Source organism: Methyloceanibacter sp., assembly GCF_050999895.1.
Lineage (GTDB): Bacteria > Pseudomonadota > Alphaproteobacteria > Rhizobiales > Methyloligellaceae > Methyloceanibacter.
Genome location: NZ_JBPCOU010000096.1, coordinates 1 through 17,891 on the forward strand (window position 1 = coordinate 1; position 17,891 = coordinate 17,891).

The 17,891-nt window shown below is 63.7% G+C and carries 15 protein-coding genes and 1 pseudogene; 5 read left to right on the top strand and 11 right to left on the bottom strand.

Annotation, left to right across the window (positions count from 1 at the left end):
* Both ACR2J1_RS10835 and ACR2J1_RS10840 read left to right on the top strand, forming a co-directional pair.
* Positions 1-379: pseudogene (locus tag ACR2J1_RS10835) on the top strand (glutathione-dependent formaldehyde dehydrogenase); the annotation flags it as partial.
* Entirely contained in the window at positions 376-795 is a 420-nt protein-coding gene (locus ACR2J1_RS10840) for a hypothetical protein (protein WP_434019339.1), read from the top strand. The pseudogene ACR2J1_RS10835 and the gene ACR2J1_RS10840, both read left to right, overlap by 4 nt.
* A gap of 130 nt (positions 796-925) precedes the next feature.
* On the opposite strand, the gene ACR2J1_RS10845 is transcribed toward ACR2J1_RS10840, so the two are convergent.
* The 10 genes from ACR2J1_RS10845 to ACR2J1_RS10890 all read right to left on the bottom strand — a co-directional run bounded on the left by ACR2J1_RS10845 (position 926) and on the right by ACR2J1_RS10890 (position 13,686).
* A complete protein-coding gene (locus tag ACR2J1_RS10845; protein WP_434019340.1) occupies positions 926-1,723 on the bottom strand; it encodes a phasin family protein in 798 nt (265 codons plus the stop codon).
* A 152-nt stretch (positions 1,724-1,875) separates the two neighbouring features.
* Complete coding sequence (locus tag ACR2J1_RS10850; RefSeq protein ID WP_434019341.1) at positions 1,876-2,850, bottom strand: HpcH/HpaI aldolase/citrate lyase family protein; 975 nt, start codon at positions 2,848-2,850, stop codon at positions 1,876-1,878.
* Positions 2,851-2,868: 18 nt separating this feature from the next.
* Positions 2,869-5,628 carry a phosphoenolpyruvate carboxylase gene (locus ACR2J1_RS10855; RefSeq protein ID WP_434019342.1) on the bottom strand — a complete coding sequence of 920 codons (2,760 nt, stop codon included), beginning with the start codon at positions 5,626-5,628 and terminating at the stop codon, positions 2,869-2,871.
* A gap of 190 nt (positions 5,629-5,818) precedes the next feature.
* The gene (sucD, locus tag ACR2J1_RS10860) at positions 5,819-6,727 is read right to left on the bottom strand and encodes a succinate--CoA ligase subunit alpha (RefSeq protein WP_434019343.1); all 909 of its coding nucleotides are present in this window, start codon (positions 6,725-6,727) and stop codon (positions 5,819-5,821) included.
* A 24-nt stretch (positions 6,728-6,751) separates the two neighbouring features.
* Positions 6,752-7,930: a malate--CoA ligase subunit beta gene (locus tag ACR2J1_RS10865; protein ID WP_434019344.1), complete on the bottom strand. Its 1,179-nt coding sequence runs from the start codon at positions 7,928-7,930 to the stop codon at positions 6,752-6,754.
* 46 nt (positions 7,931-7,976) lie between these two features.
* The gene (fchA, locus tag ACR2J1_RS10870) at positions 7,977-8,603 is read right to left on the bottom strand and encodes a methenyltetrahydrofolate cyclohydrolase (RefSeq protein ID WP_434019353.1); all 627 of its coding nucleotides are present in this window, start codon (positions 8,601-8,603) and stop codon (positions 7,977-7,979) included.
* A 5-nt stretch (positions 8,604-8,608) separates the two neighbouring features.
* Positions 8,609-9,466, bottom strand: coding sequence for an NADP-dependent methylenetetrahydromethanopterin/methylenetetrahydrofolate dehydrogenase (locus ACR2J1_RS10875; RefSeq protein WP_434019345.1), 858 nt, complete (start codon positions 9,464-9,466; stop codon positions 8,609-8,611).
* A gap of 38 nt (positions 9,467-9,504) precedes the next feature.
* Positions 9,505-10,446: a D-2-hydroxyacid dehydrogenase gene (locus tag ACR2J1_RS10880; RefSeq protein WP_434019346.1), complete on the bottom strand. Its 942-nt coding sequence runs from the start codon at positions 10,444-10,446 to the stop codon at positions 9,505-9,507.
* Positions 10,447-10,620: 174 nt separating this feature from the next.
* Complete coding sequence (locus ACR2J1_RS10885; protein ID WP_434019347.1) at positions 10,621-11,832, bottom strand: aminotransferase class V-fold PLP-dependent enzyme; 1,212 nt, start codon at positions 11,830-11,832, stop codon at positions 10,621-10,623.
* A gap of 114 nt (positions 11,833-11,946) precedes the next feature.
* Positions 11,947-13,686, bottom strand: a complete 1,740-nt coding sequence (locus tag ACR2J1_RS10890) for a formate--tetrahydrofolate ligase (protein WP_434019348.1) — start codon at positions 13,684-13,686, stop codon at positions 11,947-11,949.
* Positions 13,687-13,810: 124 nt separating this feature from the next.
* Here ACR2J1_RS10890 and ACR2J1_RS10895 point away from each other — a divergent pair, with 124 nt between their 5' ends.
* Positions 13,811-15,076: a glycerate kinase type-2 family protein gene (locus ACR2J1_RS10895; RefSeq protein ID WP_434019349.1), complete on the top strand. Its 1,266-nt coding sequence runs from the start codon at positions 13,811-13,813 to the stop codon at positions 15,074-15,076.
* Positions 15,077-15,302: 226 nt separating this feature from the next.
* Here the strand turns inward: ACR2J1_RS10895 and ACR2J1_RS10900 are convergent, their stop codons facing one another.
* Complete coding sequence (locus ACR2J1_RS10900) at positions 15,303-15,917, bottom strand: ion transporter (RefSeq protein ID WP_434019350.1); 615 nt, start codon at positions 15,915-15,917, stop codon at positions 15,303-15,305.
* A gap of 510 nt (positions 15,918-16,427) precedes the next feature.
* Between ACR2J1_RS10900 and ACR2J1_RS10905 the strand changes: the two genes are divergently transcribed.
* On the top strand, positions 16,428-17,438 hold the full coding sequence (locus ACR2J1_RS10905) for a D-alanyl-D-alanine carboxypeptidase family protein (protein ID WP_434019351.1): 1,011 nt from the start codon (positions 16,428-16,430) through the stop codon (positions 17,436-17,438).
* 12 nt (positions 17,439-17,450) lie between these two features.
* Positions 17,451-17,891 (top strand): hypothetical protein (locus ACR2J1_RS10910; protein WP_434019352.1); only part of this gene is annotated, 441 nt, incomplete at its 3' end.

Genomic DNA, 17,891 nt, shown 5'->3' on the forward strand with positions numbered 1-17,891 from the left:
GCGCTCGCTCGACTCGATGTATGACCGCGTCAAGCAGGCGCTGATGCTGGAGAGCGACCGCCCGCATGTCATCCGCGAGATGTTCTATGTCTGCCGTCCCGGCGGCACCGTGTCGATCCCCGGCGTCTATGGCGGGCTGAGCGACAAGATCCCGCTCGGCATGCTGATGAACAAGGGCCTGACGATCCGCACCGGCCAGACCCATGTGAACCGCTGGACCGACGACCTCCTCAACATGATTGAGGAGGGCACGATCGACCCCTCCTTCGTCATCACCCACACGATAGGGCTCGAGGAGGGCCCGGAATATTACAAGACCTTCAGAGACAAGGAAGACGGCTGCATCAAGGTCGTCCTCAAACCGGAGTTGCACGCATGAGGTACCCCAAGCTTCGTAAGCCGCCCGTCCCGCTCGATCCCATCGTGCAGGGCTTGGCACTCTTCTCCATCGGCCTCGGACTCGCCGAGCTGCTCGCGCCGCGTCAAGTGAGCCGCGCCGCGGGCATGACCAAGAACGACACGCTGCTTCGCGGCTATGGCTTGCGCGAGATCGCAACCGGTGTCGGCCTGCTGGTCGCGAAGAATCCGAAGCCCTGGCTCTGGGCCCGTGTTGCGGGCGACGTGCTCGATGTGGCAACCGCCGCCGGCACCGCGAATACGAACCGGCCGAAACGGCTTGGTGGCTCCGCGGTGGCGCTGCTTGGCGTCGGCCTGCTCGACCTTTATGCCGCGATGATGGCGAAGCCGAAAGCCGGCGGACCGTCGCGGGCCTATAAGGATAGCGGCCGCGATTAAAGAACTCGCTCCGGTTTCCCGCAGAGCCCCGATCAGATGCGCGGCAAGGCTTCGTCGCGGCGCCACCTGATGAACAGCCAGAACCGCGCGACGGAGCTGCGCGCGCGCCAAGCCGCGGAATAGCCGCAGTCTATTTGCGCAGATGCTCGCGGAGCGGCTTGCTGGTGTTGGTGACGAGGTCGGCGGAGAGTTCACGCAGATCCCTGGCGTGATTTTCGAGCGCTTCCACGCAGGCAGTTAGCCAGCTCATTTGCAGCCGCATCACCTCGAACGGTGTGGTGGCGCCGACCATGTCGCGCGCCAGCTCGAGGCTTGAATTGACGTTCTCCTGCGCGATGTCGAGCAACTTGCGGTTGACCTGAACGGCGCCCTTGCTCGCCGCCTGTAGCGGGTGCTGAAAACCTTCCACCGTGCTTTCCAGCGGCGCCGGCGCGGCAGCCTCGTCGGGCGCTGCCGCGCTGACCAGAGCGCGCGCGGCGACTGTCTCCGCTACAGGCGTCTTCGCAGCGAGCGTGCGTGCGGCCGGCGTTTCCGCAACGCGTTCCGGTGCAGGATCTTGCGGGGCTGGCGCTGGGGGCGTTTTCGGCACCGTCAGCTTCGCTACGACTGGCTTTGCGGTGGCCGGCATCGCCGCGCTCGGTTTTGCCGCGCTCGGTCTTGCCGCCAGCGGCTTTGCCGGAGCAGATGTCGCCATGACCGGCTTTGTCGCGAGCGGCTTTCCTGGCGCAGCTTTCGCCGTGACCGGCTTGGCGGTGAGCGGCTTGGGCTGGGGCGATTTCGGCCTCACCGGCACCTTCGCCTCTGGTGCCGTCTGGGGCGGCGAGGAAACCTTGCTATGCACGGTCGCTTCCGTGATCTCGGCGGCGACGATCTTCTTCTGCTGCTGGCTGTCCTTCCGCTTCTCGCGGGGCATGGGACGCTTGGTCATGGTCATCCCCTTTAGGGCCGTCTCGGCTTGCGTATCCGCAATTTGACACCTTAGAGGAGGCTATTTTGCGGCGCACCATAGAGAAAGCGAAAATGGCCGGGACTAAGCCCGGCCATCGCGCGTTTTTCGTGACTGGGGCCCGCCTGCGCGGGCTACATCCCCATGGCCTTGGCCTTGTTGAGGAGCGCCTCGGCTTGCCGGATCGATGCGATATCGATCAGACGGCCGTCGAGCGACACCGCGCCCTTGCCCTCCTTCGCCGCCTGCTTCATCGCCTCGACGATGCGTTTCGCCTTGGTGACTTCCGCTTCCGATGGCGTAAACACCTGATTGGCAAGATCGACCTGAGAGGGATGGATCGCCCATTTGCCCTCGAAGCCGAGCACGGCTGCGCGCTTCGCCGCCGCGAGATAACCCTCGGGATCGGAGAAATCGCCGAACGGGCCGTCGATCGGGCGCAAGCCATAGGCGCGGCATGCGACCATCATGCGCGACAGCGCATAGTGCCAGGGGTCGTTCCAGTAGAAGGACCGCTCGCTGCCGCTGTCATCCTTGTCCGACAGGATGCCGTAATCCGGATGCGGGGCGCCGATGCCCATTGTGCGCGCGCGCGTTGAGGCGGCGTAGTCGGCGACTCCGAAGCTCATCGCCTCGACGCGCGGGCTCGCCTGCGCGATGGCCTCGACATTGGCCATGCCGAGCGCGGTCTCGATCAGGAGTTCAAGCCCGATCTTCTTCTTGTATTTCTTGAACTGCTCGATCTGCGTCACGAGCATGTCGATGGCGTAGACGTCCTGCGGCACGCCGACTTTCGGGATCAGGATCATGTCCAGCCGCGGGCAGTTCTCCAGCACGTCGACCACGTCGCGATAGGCGTAATGCGTGTCGAGACCGTTGATGCGGATCATCATGGTCTTGGTGCCCCAGTCGATATCGTTGAGGCCCTGGATGATGTTCTTGCGCGCCTGCTCCTTGTCGTCGGGCGCCACGGCATCTTCGAGGTCGAGGAAGATGATGTCGGCGCCGCCCGCCGCGGCCTTTTCGAACAGAGACGGGTTCGACCCCGGCACGGCAAGCTCGGAACGATGCAGGCGCGGCGTGGCCTGTTGAATCAGTGTGAAGCTCATGTCCTTCCTCTCCTTGGTTCAGCCCGTGGCGCCGAGACCCGCGGCAACGGTGTTGATCGAGAGCAGGAGGGCGGATTTATACGCCTCCCGCTCGGATTCGCTTGGCGCGCCACGAAAGCGGCGCAGCAATTCAACCTGCTCGCGGTTGACCTCGTTGACGGTGGCGAGCCGAAGCCCGAGCGCGTTGCGGAATTGCGGAAAGCGCTCCGCGATCTCCGTCCCGCCGCTTACCGCCAGCGCCATTTCGCGCGTGAGCTCAAGCTCGGCCGCGATCATGGCGAAGATTCTGTCGCGTACGCCTTCATCCGCGACGAGGCTCGCATAGTCGCGCGCGATGTTGAGATCCACGAGGAGCAACGTCTTCTCCACCTCGTCGATGATGAGGCGGAAGAGGCGCGACTGCTTGTACAGGCTCTGTAGCAGCTCGAGGCCGCCCTCGCCCCTGATCTCGCGCAGCGACTTGATCGCGGAGCCGACCCCATACCAGCCGGTGATGACGTGGCGGTTCTGCGACCAGGCGAACACCCAGGGAATCGCGCGCAGATCCTTCAGCGAGCTTGCGCCGAAGCGCCGCGCCGGCCGCGAGCCGATATTGAGGAGCGAGATTTCCTCGAGCGGGCTTGCCGCCTGGAAATAGGTGACGAGATCGGGGTCGCCGATGAGCCCCGAATAGGCCGCGTGCGAGGCGCCCGCGAGCGCCTCCATGGCGTCGTCGAATTCGCGCTTCGGCCTCAGCGCCTCCTCGCGCTCGGACTTCAGCGCATGCTCGAACACGCTCGCGGCGAGCAGCTCCATCTGGTAGAGCGCCGTGCCGCGATTGGCGTATTTCGACGACACCACCTCGCCCTGCTCGGTGACGCGGAAGCGGCCGCGGATCGAGCCTGCGGGTTGCGCGGCGATGGCGCGCCCTGTCGGCGCGCCGCCCCTGGAGACCGAACCGCCGCGGCCGTGGAAGAACGCGATGGCGACGCCCGCCTCCTCCCCGACGCGGGTCAGGCTGGTCTGCGCCTTGTACAGCTCCCAGTTCGAAGCGAAATAGCCGCCGTCCTTGTTCGAGTCGGAATAGCCGATCATGACTTCCTGCACATCGCCCTGCCAATGCGTGGAGCGGCGCACGACGGGTACCTTCAGAAGCTCGCGCATGATGGCGGGCGCGGCGCGGAGATCGTCGATGGTCTCGAACAGGGGCACGATCGGCATGGCGCAGATCTCGGTGCCGGCTTCATCCAGAAACAGTCCGCCTTCCTTGGCGAGAAGATAGGCGCCGAGCACGTCGTCCACCGAGCGCGTCATGGAGAGGATGAACGTACCTAACGCCTCGCGGTCGACCCGCCGCCGCGTCTCCGCCGCCTGACGGAACATGGCGACGAGGTCGGCGGCGTCCGCCGGCAAATTCTGCACGTGGTCATCGGCAAGAGGACGCGCGAGCTCACGCAACAGCCATTGCCGCCACTCTCTGCTGCCGGGCTCGGGCGGCGTGGCGTCGCCGTGACCAGTGGTCGCCCACCACAGCGCACGCAGCGCGTCGGTGGTCTTGGTCGAATTTTCACGCAGATCGAGCCGCACGGTCGAGAAGCGGAAGATCTCAACGGTCCGGCGCACCGGCCGCACGAGATTGGCGGCAAGCGAGAGCGTGTTGGCGTCGACGAGCCCGGTCTCGATGACGCGAAGATCGGCGATCAACTCGTCGGCATGGGCATAGCCGGCGCCTTCGGGCGGATTTGCCTGCCCTTCCATCCGCGCTGTCGTGGCCTCGAGCTTGCTCAGCACCGTGGTGAGATATTGCCGGTAGGGCTCGCCGGGATTGCGCGCACGGATTGCGTCCGCTTCGCCGCTTGCCTGCAGCGCCGCCTCCAACTCGCCGCGAAAGCCTTCCGGCACCGGAAGTGCGCGCTCGGTGATGGAGAGCGCCTTGCCGAGGCCGACGAGGCGCGAGCGGTAATGGCGGAGCGCGGCGAGCGCATTCTGGCGCAAGGCCCAGCCGGTGACTTCCGTCGTCACCCAGGGATTGCCGTCGCGGTCGCCGCCGATCCAGGAGCCGAACTGGAAGAAGGGCGGCAGGATGAAGCGCTGGCCCGGATAATTCGCGGCGAGCGCACCGTCGAGCAGCGCCAGCACTTCCGGCGCGGTATCGAACAAAGTCTCGTCGAAGAAATGCAGGCCGCGTGAAATCTCGTGCTGCACCGTGGGTTTTTCCAAATGCAGCTCGCCCGTCATCCAGACGAGTTCGATCTGATCGCGCACCTGGTCGAGAACGTTGCGCCGCTCGCGCTCGGTCCAGCGCGCCATCTCGAGCTCGCGCAGGAGGAGATAGACCTTGCGGTATTTCTCCAGCACCGTGACGCGCTTCGATTCCGTCGGATGCGCGGTGATGACCGGACGGATGCGCAAATTCCCGAGCAGGCTCAGCATCTCTTCCGGCTTATGACCGGCGCGCGCGGCCTCGCCGACGACATGATCGAAGGTACCGCGCAGGCTCGCGCGACCGCGCACTCGCTCGCCGTGACGGCGCCGCCGCATGGCCGCGTTCTGCTCGGCGATGGCGAGAAGCTGGAACCAGATTCCTTGCGCCTGGAGCGCCCGCGCCATCAGCACCGGCGTGAAGGCCGAGAAATCCGCGCCGCCGGTGAGCGCTTTCTCGATCTCGGGCTGATGCTTGCGCACCACGTCGAGGAGCAGCCCATACAGAATATCGGCGGCGCCCGTGACCGACGTGCCGCTGATCAGCGGGGCAGGACCCTCGGCTGCAAGGAGCTGTGGTTTGAACTCCTCATTCATCGCAACGCTGGCACCCCCGACCGGAACGATGGGCCTCATAGAGCTTTGGCCAGGCGCGCCTTTGGCCCCGGCATTCAATTCCCTGAGCGCAAAATCCCCCGCAACCAAGGTCATAGGTGGGACCCAAAAGTCCCACCTGCAACCTGCAAAGACCAACAAAACGGCCGTTCGATCTTATCGGCGATTCCGATCACGCGGAGATCCGGCGCTCCGTGCGGTTCGCAAGCACGCCCGCTACCGTCGAGCCGAACTCGCTCGGATTGGGAGCAACCGTCAGACCGCAATCGCGCATGATTTCGGCCTTCTCCGCGGCGCTGTCGCCCGCCGCCGAGATGATGGCACCGGCATGACCCATGCGCCGTCCCTTCGGAGCAGTCAGACCCGCAACGAAGCCGACCACCGGCTTCGACATGTTGTCCTTGATCCAGGCCGAGGCCTCGGCTTCCTGCGGGCCGCCGATCTCGCCGATCATCAGCACCGCTTCCGTCTCCGGGTCCTCTTCGAACAGAGCCAGATGATCGAGGAAGGACGAGCCGTTGATCGGATCGCCGCCGATACCGACCGAGGTGGTAATGCCGATGCCGTGCGCCTTCATCTGCGCCGCGGCTTCATAGCCGAGCGTGCCGGAGCGCGAGATGACGCCGACATTGCCCTGGAGATAAATATGGCCGGGCATGATGCCGAGCATCGCCTTGCCGGGGCTTATGATGCCGGCGCAGTTCGGACCGACCATCATCGGACGCCGCTCCTTGGGGAAACGCATCATGTAGCGCTTCACCCGCATCATGTCCTGCGCGGGAATGCCGTCGGTGATCGAGCAGATCAGCCGCAAGCCCGCGTCGGAACCTTCCATGATGGCATCGGCGCAGAAGGCCGGGGCCACGAAGGTGATGCTCGTGGTGGCGCCCGTCTCCTTCACGGCTTCCTTCACCGTGTTGAAGACGGGGATCTCCATATGCTTGGAACCGCCTTTGCCGGGCGTCACGCCGCCGACGACATTGGTGCCGTACTCGACCATTTCCTTGGTGTGGAAAGTGCCTTTGTCCCCGGTCATGCCTTGCACGATAACCGGCGTCGTCTCATCGATCAGAATACTCATAGCGTCTCTCTCCCGACGGGCTGATTAAGCGGCAAGCTGCGATCCCTTGCAGGCCTCGACGGCTTTGTCCGCCGCCTCGGCCAAGGTCTCCGCAGTGATGAGCTTGAGCCCGCTCTCGGCCAGGATTTTCCGGCCTTCTTCCACATTGGTGCCCGCCAGCCTGACGACCAGCGGCACCTTCACATCAACCGTCTCGCATGCCTGCACGACGCCCTTCGCCACCCAGTCGCAGCGATTGATGCCGGCGAAGATGTTCACGAGCACGGCGCGCACCTTCGTATCCGACAGCACGAGCTTGAGCGCGGTCGCGATACGCTCAGGCGAAGCGCCGCCGCCGACATCGAGGAAGTTGGCAGGCTCGCCGCCGGCATGCTTAATCATGTCCATCGTGGCCATGGCCAAGCCCGCGCCGTTGACGATGCAGCCGATATCCCCGTCGAGCCCGATATAGTTGAGATTGTGCTCAGCGGCCTGCGCCTCGCGCGGATCCTGCTGCGAGGGATCGTGCATGTCCGCCACGTTGTGGCGGCGGAACAGCGCGTTGTCGTCGAACGACATCTTGGCGTCAAGCGCGAGCACCCGATCGTCCTTGGCGATGACCAGCGGATTGATCTCGAGCATGGTCGCGTCGCAATCGCGGAACGCGCGATAGGCGTTCATGATCGTGCTCACCGCGCTTTGCGCCTGCCTAATACTGAGGCCAAGCTGGAAGGCGATGTCGCGGGCCTGGAAGGCCTGAAGGCCGACGGCAGGCTCGACGATGACCTGAACGATGGCATCGGGGTCGGTATGCGCGATCTCTTCGATCTCCATGCCGCCATGCTGCGACGCGATCACGCGGATGCGCTCGGTTTTGCGGTCGAGCACGAAGCCGAGATAGAGCTCGCGGTCGAACGGCTCCGCCACCTCGACATAGACGCGTTGCACGGGCTTGCCTTCCGGCCCGGTCTGGATCGTAACCAGACGCTTGCCGAGCAGGTCCTGCGCCGCCTGCCGCACCTCGTGATAGGTCTTGCAGATCTTGATGCCGCCGGCCTTGCCGCGCGCGCCGGCATGGATCTGCGCTTTTACCGCCCAGTTCCAGCCGCCGAGCTCGGTGGCGACATAGACCGCCTGGTCGGGACTAAAGGCCACCGCACCCTTCGGCACCGGCACGCCGAAGCTTCCCAACAATTCCTTCGCTTGATACTCGTGAACGTCCACGATTTCCTCCTTAGCTTCCTCTTGGCGCGGGCAATGTCTAAAGCTTTTAGCTCAGCTTGCCCTTGACCACTTCATAGGCTTTCTCGGTCACTCCCTCAGCGCCGCTCAGCAACCCTTCGAGCTCCTTTAGCTTGGCTTCGGCAAAAATTTTATCCGTAATCATCCGTGCATTGGTGAAAACATTTAAGGCAGCGCTTCGCAGTGCAGCATAACCGGCGAGCACGCCAACCCCGGCATCGCTGATGACGTTGACATTGCCCTTCTCGGCCGCGACGGCGGCGAGGTCGATGACCTCGCGTGCTGCATGGCAGCATTTGAGCGGAACGTCGGTCGCTTCCTTCAGCGCGTCCTGGATCGCGTCGCTGCGCGCGGACTTCTCCGCGTCACTTTCCTTGGCCATGCCGTAAGCGGCCATCACCTTGTCGAAGGCCCTGACATCGTCCTGGATGATGCCGGTCAGCCGCTCGCGCACGCTCTCCGAATTCGCCAGTACCGCCTTCATGTCCGCTTCGACATCGGCATATTTCTTTTTACCGATGGTGAGATTGCACACCATGCTGACAAGGGCGGCACCCTGCGCTCCGATGATCGCGGCAGCGCTGCCGCCGCCGGGCGTCGCGGAACTGCTCGCAAGCTCGGCGAGAAACTGCTCGACCGGGACGTCCTTGATCATCGCCATCACGCCATCTCTTTCGCAAGCGCGTAGATTTCCTCGGCATCGAACACGCCTTCGGAGCTTTCGAACAGCTTGCCGACGCAGGCGCGATGCAGCTTCAGTTTAAGTCCGCCGATGCCGAGCGCGCCAAAGGCGAGCTTGCCGCCATAGTTCTTGCCCTTATCGGTGGCCTCGATGCCTTCGATGCCGAGCGGGGGCTGCGCATTCACGTCGGCCAGAAGCTCGATATTCGGATTGTCCTTCCAGGCGGAGGCGGGCAGAAGCTGCACGCCGATGGCGCCGGCCGCGTAGACGATGTTCGCGTCCTTCACCGCCGTGCTGCGCTCCTCATCGGTGCCGCCCGCAACGCCCTTCACCTTCACGCCGAAACGCTTCTCGAGCGCCTTCGCGGCCTCCTCGGCGCGGTCCTTGGTCCGCGAAGTGATGGTGACCTCGGCGCCTTCCTGCGCAAGAAACGCCGCCGCGCGCATGCCGACCGGACCGGTGCCTGCAAGCACCACCGCCTTTTGGCCCTTCAGCGACTTCGCCTTGGCGAGCAGCGCCACGCCGGCCGCGGCCGTCGTGTTGGAACCGTTGGAATCGAGCATGACGGAGACGCGGAACGGCCCGAAGAAATGCTTCTTGATCTTTTCGAAGAGCGCCTCGCCCTTCCCCATGTTGCCGCCGCCGACAAAGATCGCGGTGTTCTGCTTGTCCTTGCCGCCACGCGTGAAGACGGCGCCATCGACCAGCGCACCGACATTGTCGGGCGCCACATTGGCGTAGCCGGTGACATGATCGGCGCCGCCGTCATACCCGACGACCGTGTCGAACACGCTTGGGACCGCATCGGTATCGAATAAGAACAGCAGCTTCTTCATGTTTGCTTCCTTGCCGACCCCTTGGGCCGTTTCCTCCGTTATTCCACCACGTTCTGCGGCTTGCCCGCGACGAACGCCTCGATATTGTCGATCAGCTGATCGGACAGGATCTGCATCGCTTCCTTGCTCGCCCACGCCACATGCGGGGTGACAATGAGATTTGGGATGCTCTCGTCGATGAGGATGTTGCCCTCCTTCGGCGGCTCCACGGTGAGCACGTCGAAGCCTGCGCCGGCGATGGTGCCGTCCTTCAGCGCCGCGGCCAACGCCGCTTCGTCGACAAGGCCGCCGCGCGCCGTATTGATGAGGATCGCCGTCGGTTTCATCATCTTCAGCTCTTTCGCCCCGATCATGTTCTTGGTCTCGGGCGTGAGCGGCACATGCAGCGTGATGATGTCGCTCTCTTTAAGAATGGTCTCAAAGTCGACAAGGCCGGGCTGCGGCATGACATCGTAGGGCAGCACATTCATGCCGAGCGCCTCGGCACGCTTGCCGATCGATTTGCCGAGCGCGCCGTAACCGACAATGCCGAGCGTGGAGCCGGCGATGTCGCGGATGGGATGGGTCAGGAAGCAGAACTGGCTGGACTTGTTCCAGACGCCGTTCGCCACATCCTTGACGTAGGTCAAGAGATTGCGGCGCAGCGCGAAGATGAGCGCGATCACGTGCTCGGGCACGGTGTTGAACGCGTAATTGCGGATATTCACTACGGTGATGCCGTGTTGCTTGCAGTAGGCTTTGTCGACCACATCTGTGCCGGTGGCGGCGACCGCGATCAGCTTCAGCTTTGGAAGCTGCTTCAGCGTATCGGCGCGCATCGGCACTTTGTTGATGATGGCGATGGTGGCGTCCTTGAGGCGATCGACGATCTCCTCCGGTGTCCACGTGGAGTCGTACTCCTTGTAGGTGTGCGGGAAGTTCGGCCTGCGGACATTGGCGTCGACCGACTCTCGATCGAGGAAAACGATCGCGTGCTCCACTTTACGACCCCCTACTCACTGCCGCGCGGCCCGCGCGACCGGCTCGCCGCGCACCCGCATGCACAAATTTTGCGTCTTCGCCGGCGTCGATGCTGTACGACGGCAGAGGACGTTGCCGTCCTGCTAACGGAATTGGGCCCCCAAATCCGCCCAATTGGCTTGGGCCGCGCGCCGTTATTCGGCGGCGACCTTCTTGAGATTGGCCTGCATGCCGCCCTGAAAAGATGCCTGCGCAGCCGCCACGCCGCTGGCAAGTTCAACCTCGATGCCGACATCGCGCATGGCCATTTCGGTGCCCGCGATGGCGCCGAGCAGCATGAGCTCGTTCAGATCGCCGAGATGGCCGATGCGGAAGAGCTTGCCCGCGACCTGCGAGAGACCGGCGCCCAGCGCGAGATTGTAGCGGCGATAGGCGATGTCGATGACATCGGCGCCGCTAAATCCCGGCGGCACCATGATCGCGGTGACGGTGTCGGAATACCATTTCGGCTCTTTGGCGCAGAGCTTGAGGCCCCAGGCCTTGACCGCGGCGCGCGTGCCCTCGGCGAGGCGATGATGCCGCGCCTGCACATTGTCGAGGCCTTCCTCGAACAGGATCGCGAGGGACTCTCGCAGGCCGTAAAGCAGCGGCACGGACGGCGTGTACGGGAAGTAGCCGGTCGGGTTGGCGCGCATATGGTCGGCGAAATCGAAATAGCAGCGCTTCAGCTTCGCATCCTTCATCGCCGCCAGCGCCTTCTGGCTGATGCAGGCGATGCCGAGACCGGCCGGCAACATCAGGCCTTTCTGCGAGCCGGTGATTGCGATATCGACGCCCCACTCGTCCATGCGAAAATCGAGGCTGCCGATGGAGCTGACGCCGTCCACAAAGAGCAGCGCAGGATGCTTGGCGGCATCGATGGCGCGGCGGATCGCGGCGACATCGCTGGTGACGCCCGTCGCGGTCTCGTTATGCACGACCATGACCGCCTTGATCTCGTGCACCTTATCGGCGCGGAGCCATTCCTCGACGCGCTCCGGCGACGCGCCGGTGCCCCACTCCTCTTCCTGCACGATGACGTCGAGCCCGTGCCGGCGGGCCATGTCGGCCCATAAATGGCTGAATTGGCCGAAGCGCGGTGCGAGCACCTTATCGCCGGGCGACAGCGTATTGGTCAGCGCAGCTTCCCACGCGCCGGTGCCGCTCGACGGAAAGATGACCACCTGGCCATCCTTGGTCTTGAAGACCTTTTTCATGTCTTCGAAGATCGGCAGCGTCAGGTTGGGAAAATCGGAGGACCGATGGTCTTCCATCGGAACGTGCATGGCGCGGAGGATACGCTCAGGCGTATTGGTCGGTCCCGGAACAAACAGATGGTTCCGCCCCGGCTTTCTTGCTCCCGCCATCGTCTCCTCCGAAGGGCGTCTTTAGAGACGCCTCAAGCTTCAATCTTGAGTTGCCCCCGCACGGGGAAAAGGTTGGTAGCGTCCGCGGGAGCGACTGGCAACCCCTTTCGCCACCTAGAATAAACCGGTGATCCGCCCGTCCGCGCCAAGCTCGATATTGTTCGCGGCCGGGACCCTCGGCAGACCCGGCATCGTCATGATGTCGCCGCAGATCACCACGACGAATTCCGCGCCCGCCGAAAGCCTCACCTCCCGGATCGGAATGGTGTGACCTGACGGCGCGCCCTTGGCATCGGGGTTGGTCGTGAAGCTGTATTGTGTCTTGGCAACGCAGATCGGCGAATTGCCGAAGCCCTCTTTCTCGATCTCGGCGAGGCGGTCCTTCACGCTCTTGTCGGCCGTGATGTCGGTCGCGCCATAGATCTCTGTGGCGACGGTGCGGACCTTCTCCCAAAGCGGCATGTCATCGGGATAAAGCGGCTGGAACTTGGTCGGCGTCGTGTCGATGGTGCGCACCACCGTCTCGGCAAGCTCCTTCGCACCCTCGCCACCATGCGCCCAATGATCGGCGAGCACGCAATCGACGCCGACCTCGTCGCAAAGCTCTTTCAGGCGCGCGATCTCTGCATCGCTGTCGCTGGAAAAGCGGTTCACGGACACGATCACCGGCACGCCGTATTTGCGCACGTTGAGCACATGGCGCTCGAGATTGGCGAAGCCCTTCTCCAGCGCGCCCACATCCTCGCTTTTGAGCTGATCTTTGGTGAGGCCACCATGCATCTTCAGCGCGCGGATGGTCGCCACGATCACCGCGCATGCGGGCTTCAGCCCCGCCTTGCGGCATTTAATGTCGAAAAATTTCTCCGCTCCGAGATCGGCGCCAAAGCCGGCTTCAGTGATGACATAGTCCGCGAGCTTGAGCGCGGCCTTGGTGGCGATCACCGAGTTGCAGCCATGGGCGATATTGGCGAACGGCCCGCCATGCACGAAAGCCGGGTTATTTTCTAGCGTCTGCACCAGATTAGGCGCGAGCGCATCCTTGAGCAGGGCCGCCATCGAGCCCGCGGCCGAAACGTCGCTTGCCGTCACCGGCTTCTTGTCGCGCGTCTGCCCGATCTGAATCTGCCCGAGCCTCCTCTGAAGATCGGCGAGATCGGTCGCGAGACAGAAGATCGCCATGACCTCGGACGCCACGGTGATGTCGAAGCCGGCCTCGCGCGGGAAGCCGTTGGCCGCACCTCCGAGCGAGGAGACGATCGAGCGCAAGGCGCGGTCGTTCATGTCCAGGGCGCGGCGCCAGCTCACGCGGCGCACGTCGATATCGAGCTTGTTGCCCCAGTAGACGTGATTGTCGATCAGAGCAGCGAGCAGATTATTGGCGGCGCCGATGGCGTGGAAATCTCCGGTGAAATGGAGGTTGATGTCCTCCATCGGCACGACCTGGGCGTAGCCGCCGCCGGCAGCCCCGCCCTTCATGCCGAAACAGGGCCCAAGGCTCGGCTCGCGCACGCAGACAAGCGCCTTCTTGCCGATTTGGTTGAGCGCATCGCCAAGGCCGACCGTGGTCGTGGTTTTGCCCTCGCCCGCGGGCGTCGGCGTAATCGCGGTGACGAGGATCAGCTTGCCGTCGGGCCGGCGGCCAAGGCTCTCAATATAATCGAGCGAGATTTTCGCCTTGTAATGGCCGAAGGGAAGCACGTGCTCCGCGGGAATGCCGAGCTTGTCGGCCGCGACATCGAGGATCGGCCGCATCTGGGCGGCCTGGCTGATCTCGATGTCGGATTTCGGATTTTGATGCTGATCGGCTGAGCGCTTGCCCGGTTTTTCGGCACTCGGCTTAGGCTGGACTGACATGACTCACTGGCCCCACTCAACCTTACGTTTTCTGCTAACCGAATGAGCAGCCTAATTCAACCGCTTGCCTTCTTGCAATCGTCTGTGCAGGTTCAGCGGCCAAAAGGGGGGAGGCTAGCCCGAGATGATGCCCGCCGAGCTTCTCAAGTCCATGTTTGACGCCGCCGTGAAGGCGGCGCTGCCCTCCATTTGCGTGCCCGCGCATCTGCCTCCGCGCCCCAAGGGCCGCACCGTCATCATCGGCGCCGGCAAGGCGAGCGGGGCGATGGCCAAGGCGCTGGAGGATGCCTGGGACGGCCCGCTGGAAGGGCTTGTGGTCACGCGTTATGGCTATCGGGTCCCGACCGAGCGGTTGGAAGTGGTCGAGGCCGCCCATCCTGTTCCCAACGCCGCCGGCCTCGCTGCGGCGCGCCGCATTCTTGAGCTGATGCAGGGATTGACCAAGGACGATCTCGTGCTCTGCCTCATCTCCGGCGGCGGCTCCTCGCTCCTTGCGCTGCCGGCGGAAGGGCTGAGCCTCGAAGACAAGCAGGCGGTGAACAAGGCGCTTTTGAAGAGCGGCGCGACGATCTCGGAGATGAATACGGTGCGGAAGCATCTCTCCGCCATCAAAGGCGGACGCCTCGCCGCCGCCGCCTCACCCGCCAGGATGGTGGCGCTGATGATCTCCGACGTGCCGGGCGACGATCCCTCGATCATCGCCTCGGGCCCGACCGTGCCCGACCCGTCCACCAATCAGGATGCCCTCGGCATCATCGCCAAATACAACATCGACGTGCCGGAAAGCGTGCTCGCTCGCCTGCGCACCGGCGACGAAACTCCGAAGCCCGGCCATAAGATGTTCGCCAATGTCGAGAATATCATGATCGCGACGCCGCAGGCCTCTCTCGAAGCCGCGGCCGTCGTCGCGCGCAAGGCAGGGTTCAAACCCGTCATTCTCGGCGACTCTATCGAAGGCGAGTCGCGCGACGTGGCCCTCGTCCATGCCGGCATCGCGCGGCAATGCGCCATGCGCGGCCAGCCCGAAGTGCCGCCCTGCGTGCTGATCTCGGGCGGGGAGACCACGATCACGCTGAAGGGCAAAGGCAAAGGCGGCCGCAATACCGAGTTTCTGCTCGCGCTCGCCATCGCGCTTGACGGCATGCCGCGCATCTATGCGCTTGCCGGCGACACCGACGGTGTCGATGGCTCCGAGGATAATGCCGGCGCTCTCATTTATCCCGACACGCTCCCGCGGGCGGCGAAGGCGGGGCTGAATGCCAAGGCGATGCTCGCCGACAACGATCCCTACAGCTTCTTCAAGGGGATCGGGGATCTGCTTGAGACCGGGCCGACCCTGACCAATGTCAACGATTTCCGCGCCATTCTGATCGAGGGAAATACGCGATGACGCTGGCGCGAGCCGTCGCCTTCTTGATCCTTGTTGCCGCGCCTCTGGCTGCCTTCGCGGCAGACGGGGACGCCGCCGCCTATGTCCGGACGCTCTACGAAAACTAGGAGAATCCCGGCAAGGATGCGCGCTTCACGCCGCGCCCGGAGGCCCTCCGCGCGGAATGGTAGAAGAAAGCGGACGCCGAGGAGGATATCTGCATCGATTACGACATGTTCGTGCAAGGTCAGGACTTCGAGCTGACCGACCTCAACGTCGAGGACGTCTCAGACAGCGCCGACAAGGCGAGCACCCAAAACGTGGTGATGATGAAGAACGGGATGAAGAAGAGCCAAGCGTAAGGGTGCGTCTCCATGATCGGATTGACCACACGCTCGACCCAGCCCTCCAGCGTCATGATGGTGAAGAGCGTGAAGAGCGAGGCGCCAAGGGTTCCGAACAGTTCAGGGTATTGCGCGCCGTAGAGATTCACGGCCATCACGGCACAGACATAGAAGATGAGCGCGATCAGAAGCAGGATCGAGCCCATGCCCGGGAGCGCCCCGATCAGGCCGCCGACGACCCGCTGGAGAGCGGGCACGGCGGTGATTAGGCGCAATAGGCGCAACACGCGCAGCGCACGCAAGACCGAGAAGGCCGCAGTCGCCGGCGCGAGCGCGATACCCACCACGAACACATCGAAGATATTCCAGCCGTCGCGAAAGAACCTGCCGCGCTGCACGATGAGGCGCGCCAGGATCTCGATGACGAAAACCCCGATCACGAAGCGGTCGATCGCGGTCAGGAGCGCGCCGAAATTCGTCATCGCGGTGGCACTCGTTTCCAGTCCGAGCGCAGCCAATCCATCAAAGCCCTATCTCCACCCAATCCTGTCAGCACGCCTCTATCGGCGGCAGGAAGATGGTCACGCAAGGTCCATTCCTTCAAGGACGAAGCATGGCCGCTTGCATCGATCGCGTCGTTATCGCGGCTTGTGTGGCAGGAGGAGCGCGGCGCGGCGCATTCGTTCGGCATCGCCCCGCGCGCGATTGCCTCAGCCGGATCGCACAGCTAGGGTCAATTTCGCAGTTGCGAATTGAGGCATGGGCGCTAGTCTCTGGCTCAACGGCTGAGCCGGAGGGTATCCAGCGATTCGCGCTTATCGCGCGGGCCGCTTGTGCCACACGCAGGGTTGAGCAAAACGTAGAGGCTGCGGCGATCCAGTGCCACGGAACAGTCGAAATTAAGGTTGCCTATGGGGCAGCCTTGTTTCAGGGTGAGCGGCAATCTCGCGACCCGAGAGTGTTGCCGGTCGAAACCCGCTCTTTGTTCCAACGCGCGTGAGCGCCTTGCGTTTGAGGGAAAGCGACGGATGCTGAAACGCGCCGGCATAAGCCTTCTGGTCGGAGCTGCTCTATTGGCTCCTGCTGCGGCTGTTGCCGGACCCGCACTGGTCTTCGAGCCGTATAACGGCACCGTCTTTTATGCCGAGGATCCGGACGCGCTCTGGTTTCCTGCGTCGCTGGCGAAACTCATGACCGCTTACGTCGCGTTCAAAGCCATTCGCGCCGGAGAGGTCAAACCGGACACCAAGGTTGTCTGCTCGCAGAAAGCCGTGAAGCAGGCGCCCACCAAGCTCGGCCTTCCGGTCGGCGGCGAGATTACCCTCGAAGTTGCCTTGCGGGTCATCATCGTCAAATCCGCAAACGATGTCTCCATGATGATCGCCGAGACCGTCGGCGGCAGCGAAGAGGCCTTCGTGCAGCGCATGAACGACGAGGCCAGGCGCCTCGGCATGACGCGCACCAAATTCGCCAATCCAAACGGTCTCCCCGACGAGCGTCAGGTGACGACCGCGCGCGACCTTGCCAAGCTCGCCCGCGCCATCATCATCGAGTTTCCGGAATATGCGGACTATTTCACGCAAACCCGGCTGCAGGTCGGCAAGCAGGTGCTGCGCACCCATAACGGGCTTCTCATCAGCTTCCCCGGCGCCGACGGCATGAAGACCGGCTTTATCTGCGACTCAGGCTTTAACGTCGTGGCGAGCGCAACCCGCGAGGGGCGCAAGCTGGTTGCCGTCGTGCTCGGCGAGCGCTCGGTCGCCTCGCGCCGCGACCGCGCCGTCGTGCTGCTTGAAAATGCCTACAAGCGCTATTTCTGGAAGTCGCTGTTCGGCACCAGTCTCGACGGGCTGGCGGTGCAGGCGTCACTCGCCGACGGCCCGGTCCATCTGCGCGACGATGTCTGCGGCGCCAAGCCGTCGCCCAAGCGCAAGAAGGGAACCACCGCCAAGGGCACGGCGAAGCTCCAGGGCCTCGATGCCGATATCGCCGCATCGCGCAGTTCGAGCGCGTCCGCGAGCAGTCAGAGCGCGAATTAGAGACCGCGAGACTTGGGCCCGCTGAAACCTCCCCTCCTCCCGCTCGCAGCTTTCGCATTTCTTTTGTGTCTCGGTATCCATCAGGGATACGCCGCGGAGCCGCCGGACAATGTCGCCGAAGCGCTGAAGGAAGCCGGTCAATACTGCAAGGATTTTGGCGGCACGCCCAACACCGACGCGGTGCTCGGCGTCGACGATGTCAACAAGGATGGCGGAGAGGATTGGATCGTCGACTATGCCAAGATGAAATGCGAGGGCGCCGACAATCCTTTATGCGTCAAGGGCGGCTGCACCTTGCAGCTTTATTTTTGGGACGGCGCGACGGCCTGGGATCTCGTCTTCGAGGATCTCGTGCAGAAATATAAATTCGGCAAGAAGAACGGCAAGCCGACAATGACGGTCACTACGTCGGGCGATCCCTGCAACAAGCCGAGCGCCCAGACCTGCACCTAT

Excerpts from the sequence above, each read along its gene's own strand:
- ACR2J1_RS10840 (WP_434019339.1), top strand. The coding sequence starts at position 376 with ATGAGGTACCCCAAGCTTCGTAAGCCGCCCGTCCCGCTCGATCCCATC.
- ACR2J1_RS10845 (WP_434019340.1), bottom strand. The coding sequence starts at position 1,723 with ATGACCAAGCGTCCCATGCCCCGCGAGAAGCGGAAGGACAGCCAGCAG.
- ACR2J1_RS10850 (WP_434019341.1), bottom strand. The coding sequence starts at position 2,850 with ATGAGCTTCACACTGATTCAACAGGCCACGCCGCGCCTGCATCGTTCC.
- ACR2J1_RS10855 (WP_434019342.1), bottom strand. The coding sequence starts at position 5,628 with ATGAATGAGGAGTTCAAACCACAGCTCCTTGCAGCCGAGGGTCCTGCC.
- sucD (WP_434019343.1), bottom strand. The coding sequence starts at position 6,727 with ATGAGTATTCTGATCGATGAGACGACGCCGGTTATCGTGCAAGGCATG.
- fchA (WP_434019353.1), bottom strand. The coding sequence starts at position 8,603 with ATGATCAAGGACGTCCCGGTCGAGCAGTTTCTCGCCGAGCTTGCGAGC.
- ACR2J1_RS10875 (WP_434019345.1), bottom strand. The coding sequence starts at position 9,466 with ATGAAGAAGCTGCTGTTCTTATTCGATACCGATGCGGTCCCAAGCGTG.
- ACR2J1_RS10885 (WP_434019347.1), bottom strand. The coding sequence starts at position 11,832 with ATGGCGGGAGCAAGAAAGCCGGGGCGGAACCATCTGTTTGTTCCGGGA.
- ACR2J1_RS10890 (WP_434019348.1), bottom strand. The coding sequence starts at position 13,686 with ATGTCAGTCCAGCCTAAGCCGAGTGCCGAAAAACCGGGCAAGCGCTCA.
- ACR2J1_RS10895 (WP_434019349.1), top strand. The coding sequence starts at position 13,811 with ATGATGCCCGCCGAGCTTCTCAAGTCCATGTTTGACGCCGCCGTGAAG.
- ACR2J1_RS10905 (WP_434019351.1), top strand. The coding sequence starts at position 16,428 with ATGCTGAAACGCGCCGGCATAAGCCTTCTGGTCGGAGCTGCTCTATTG.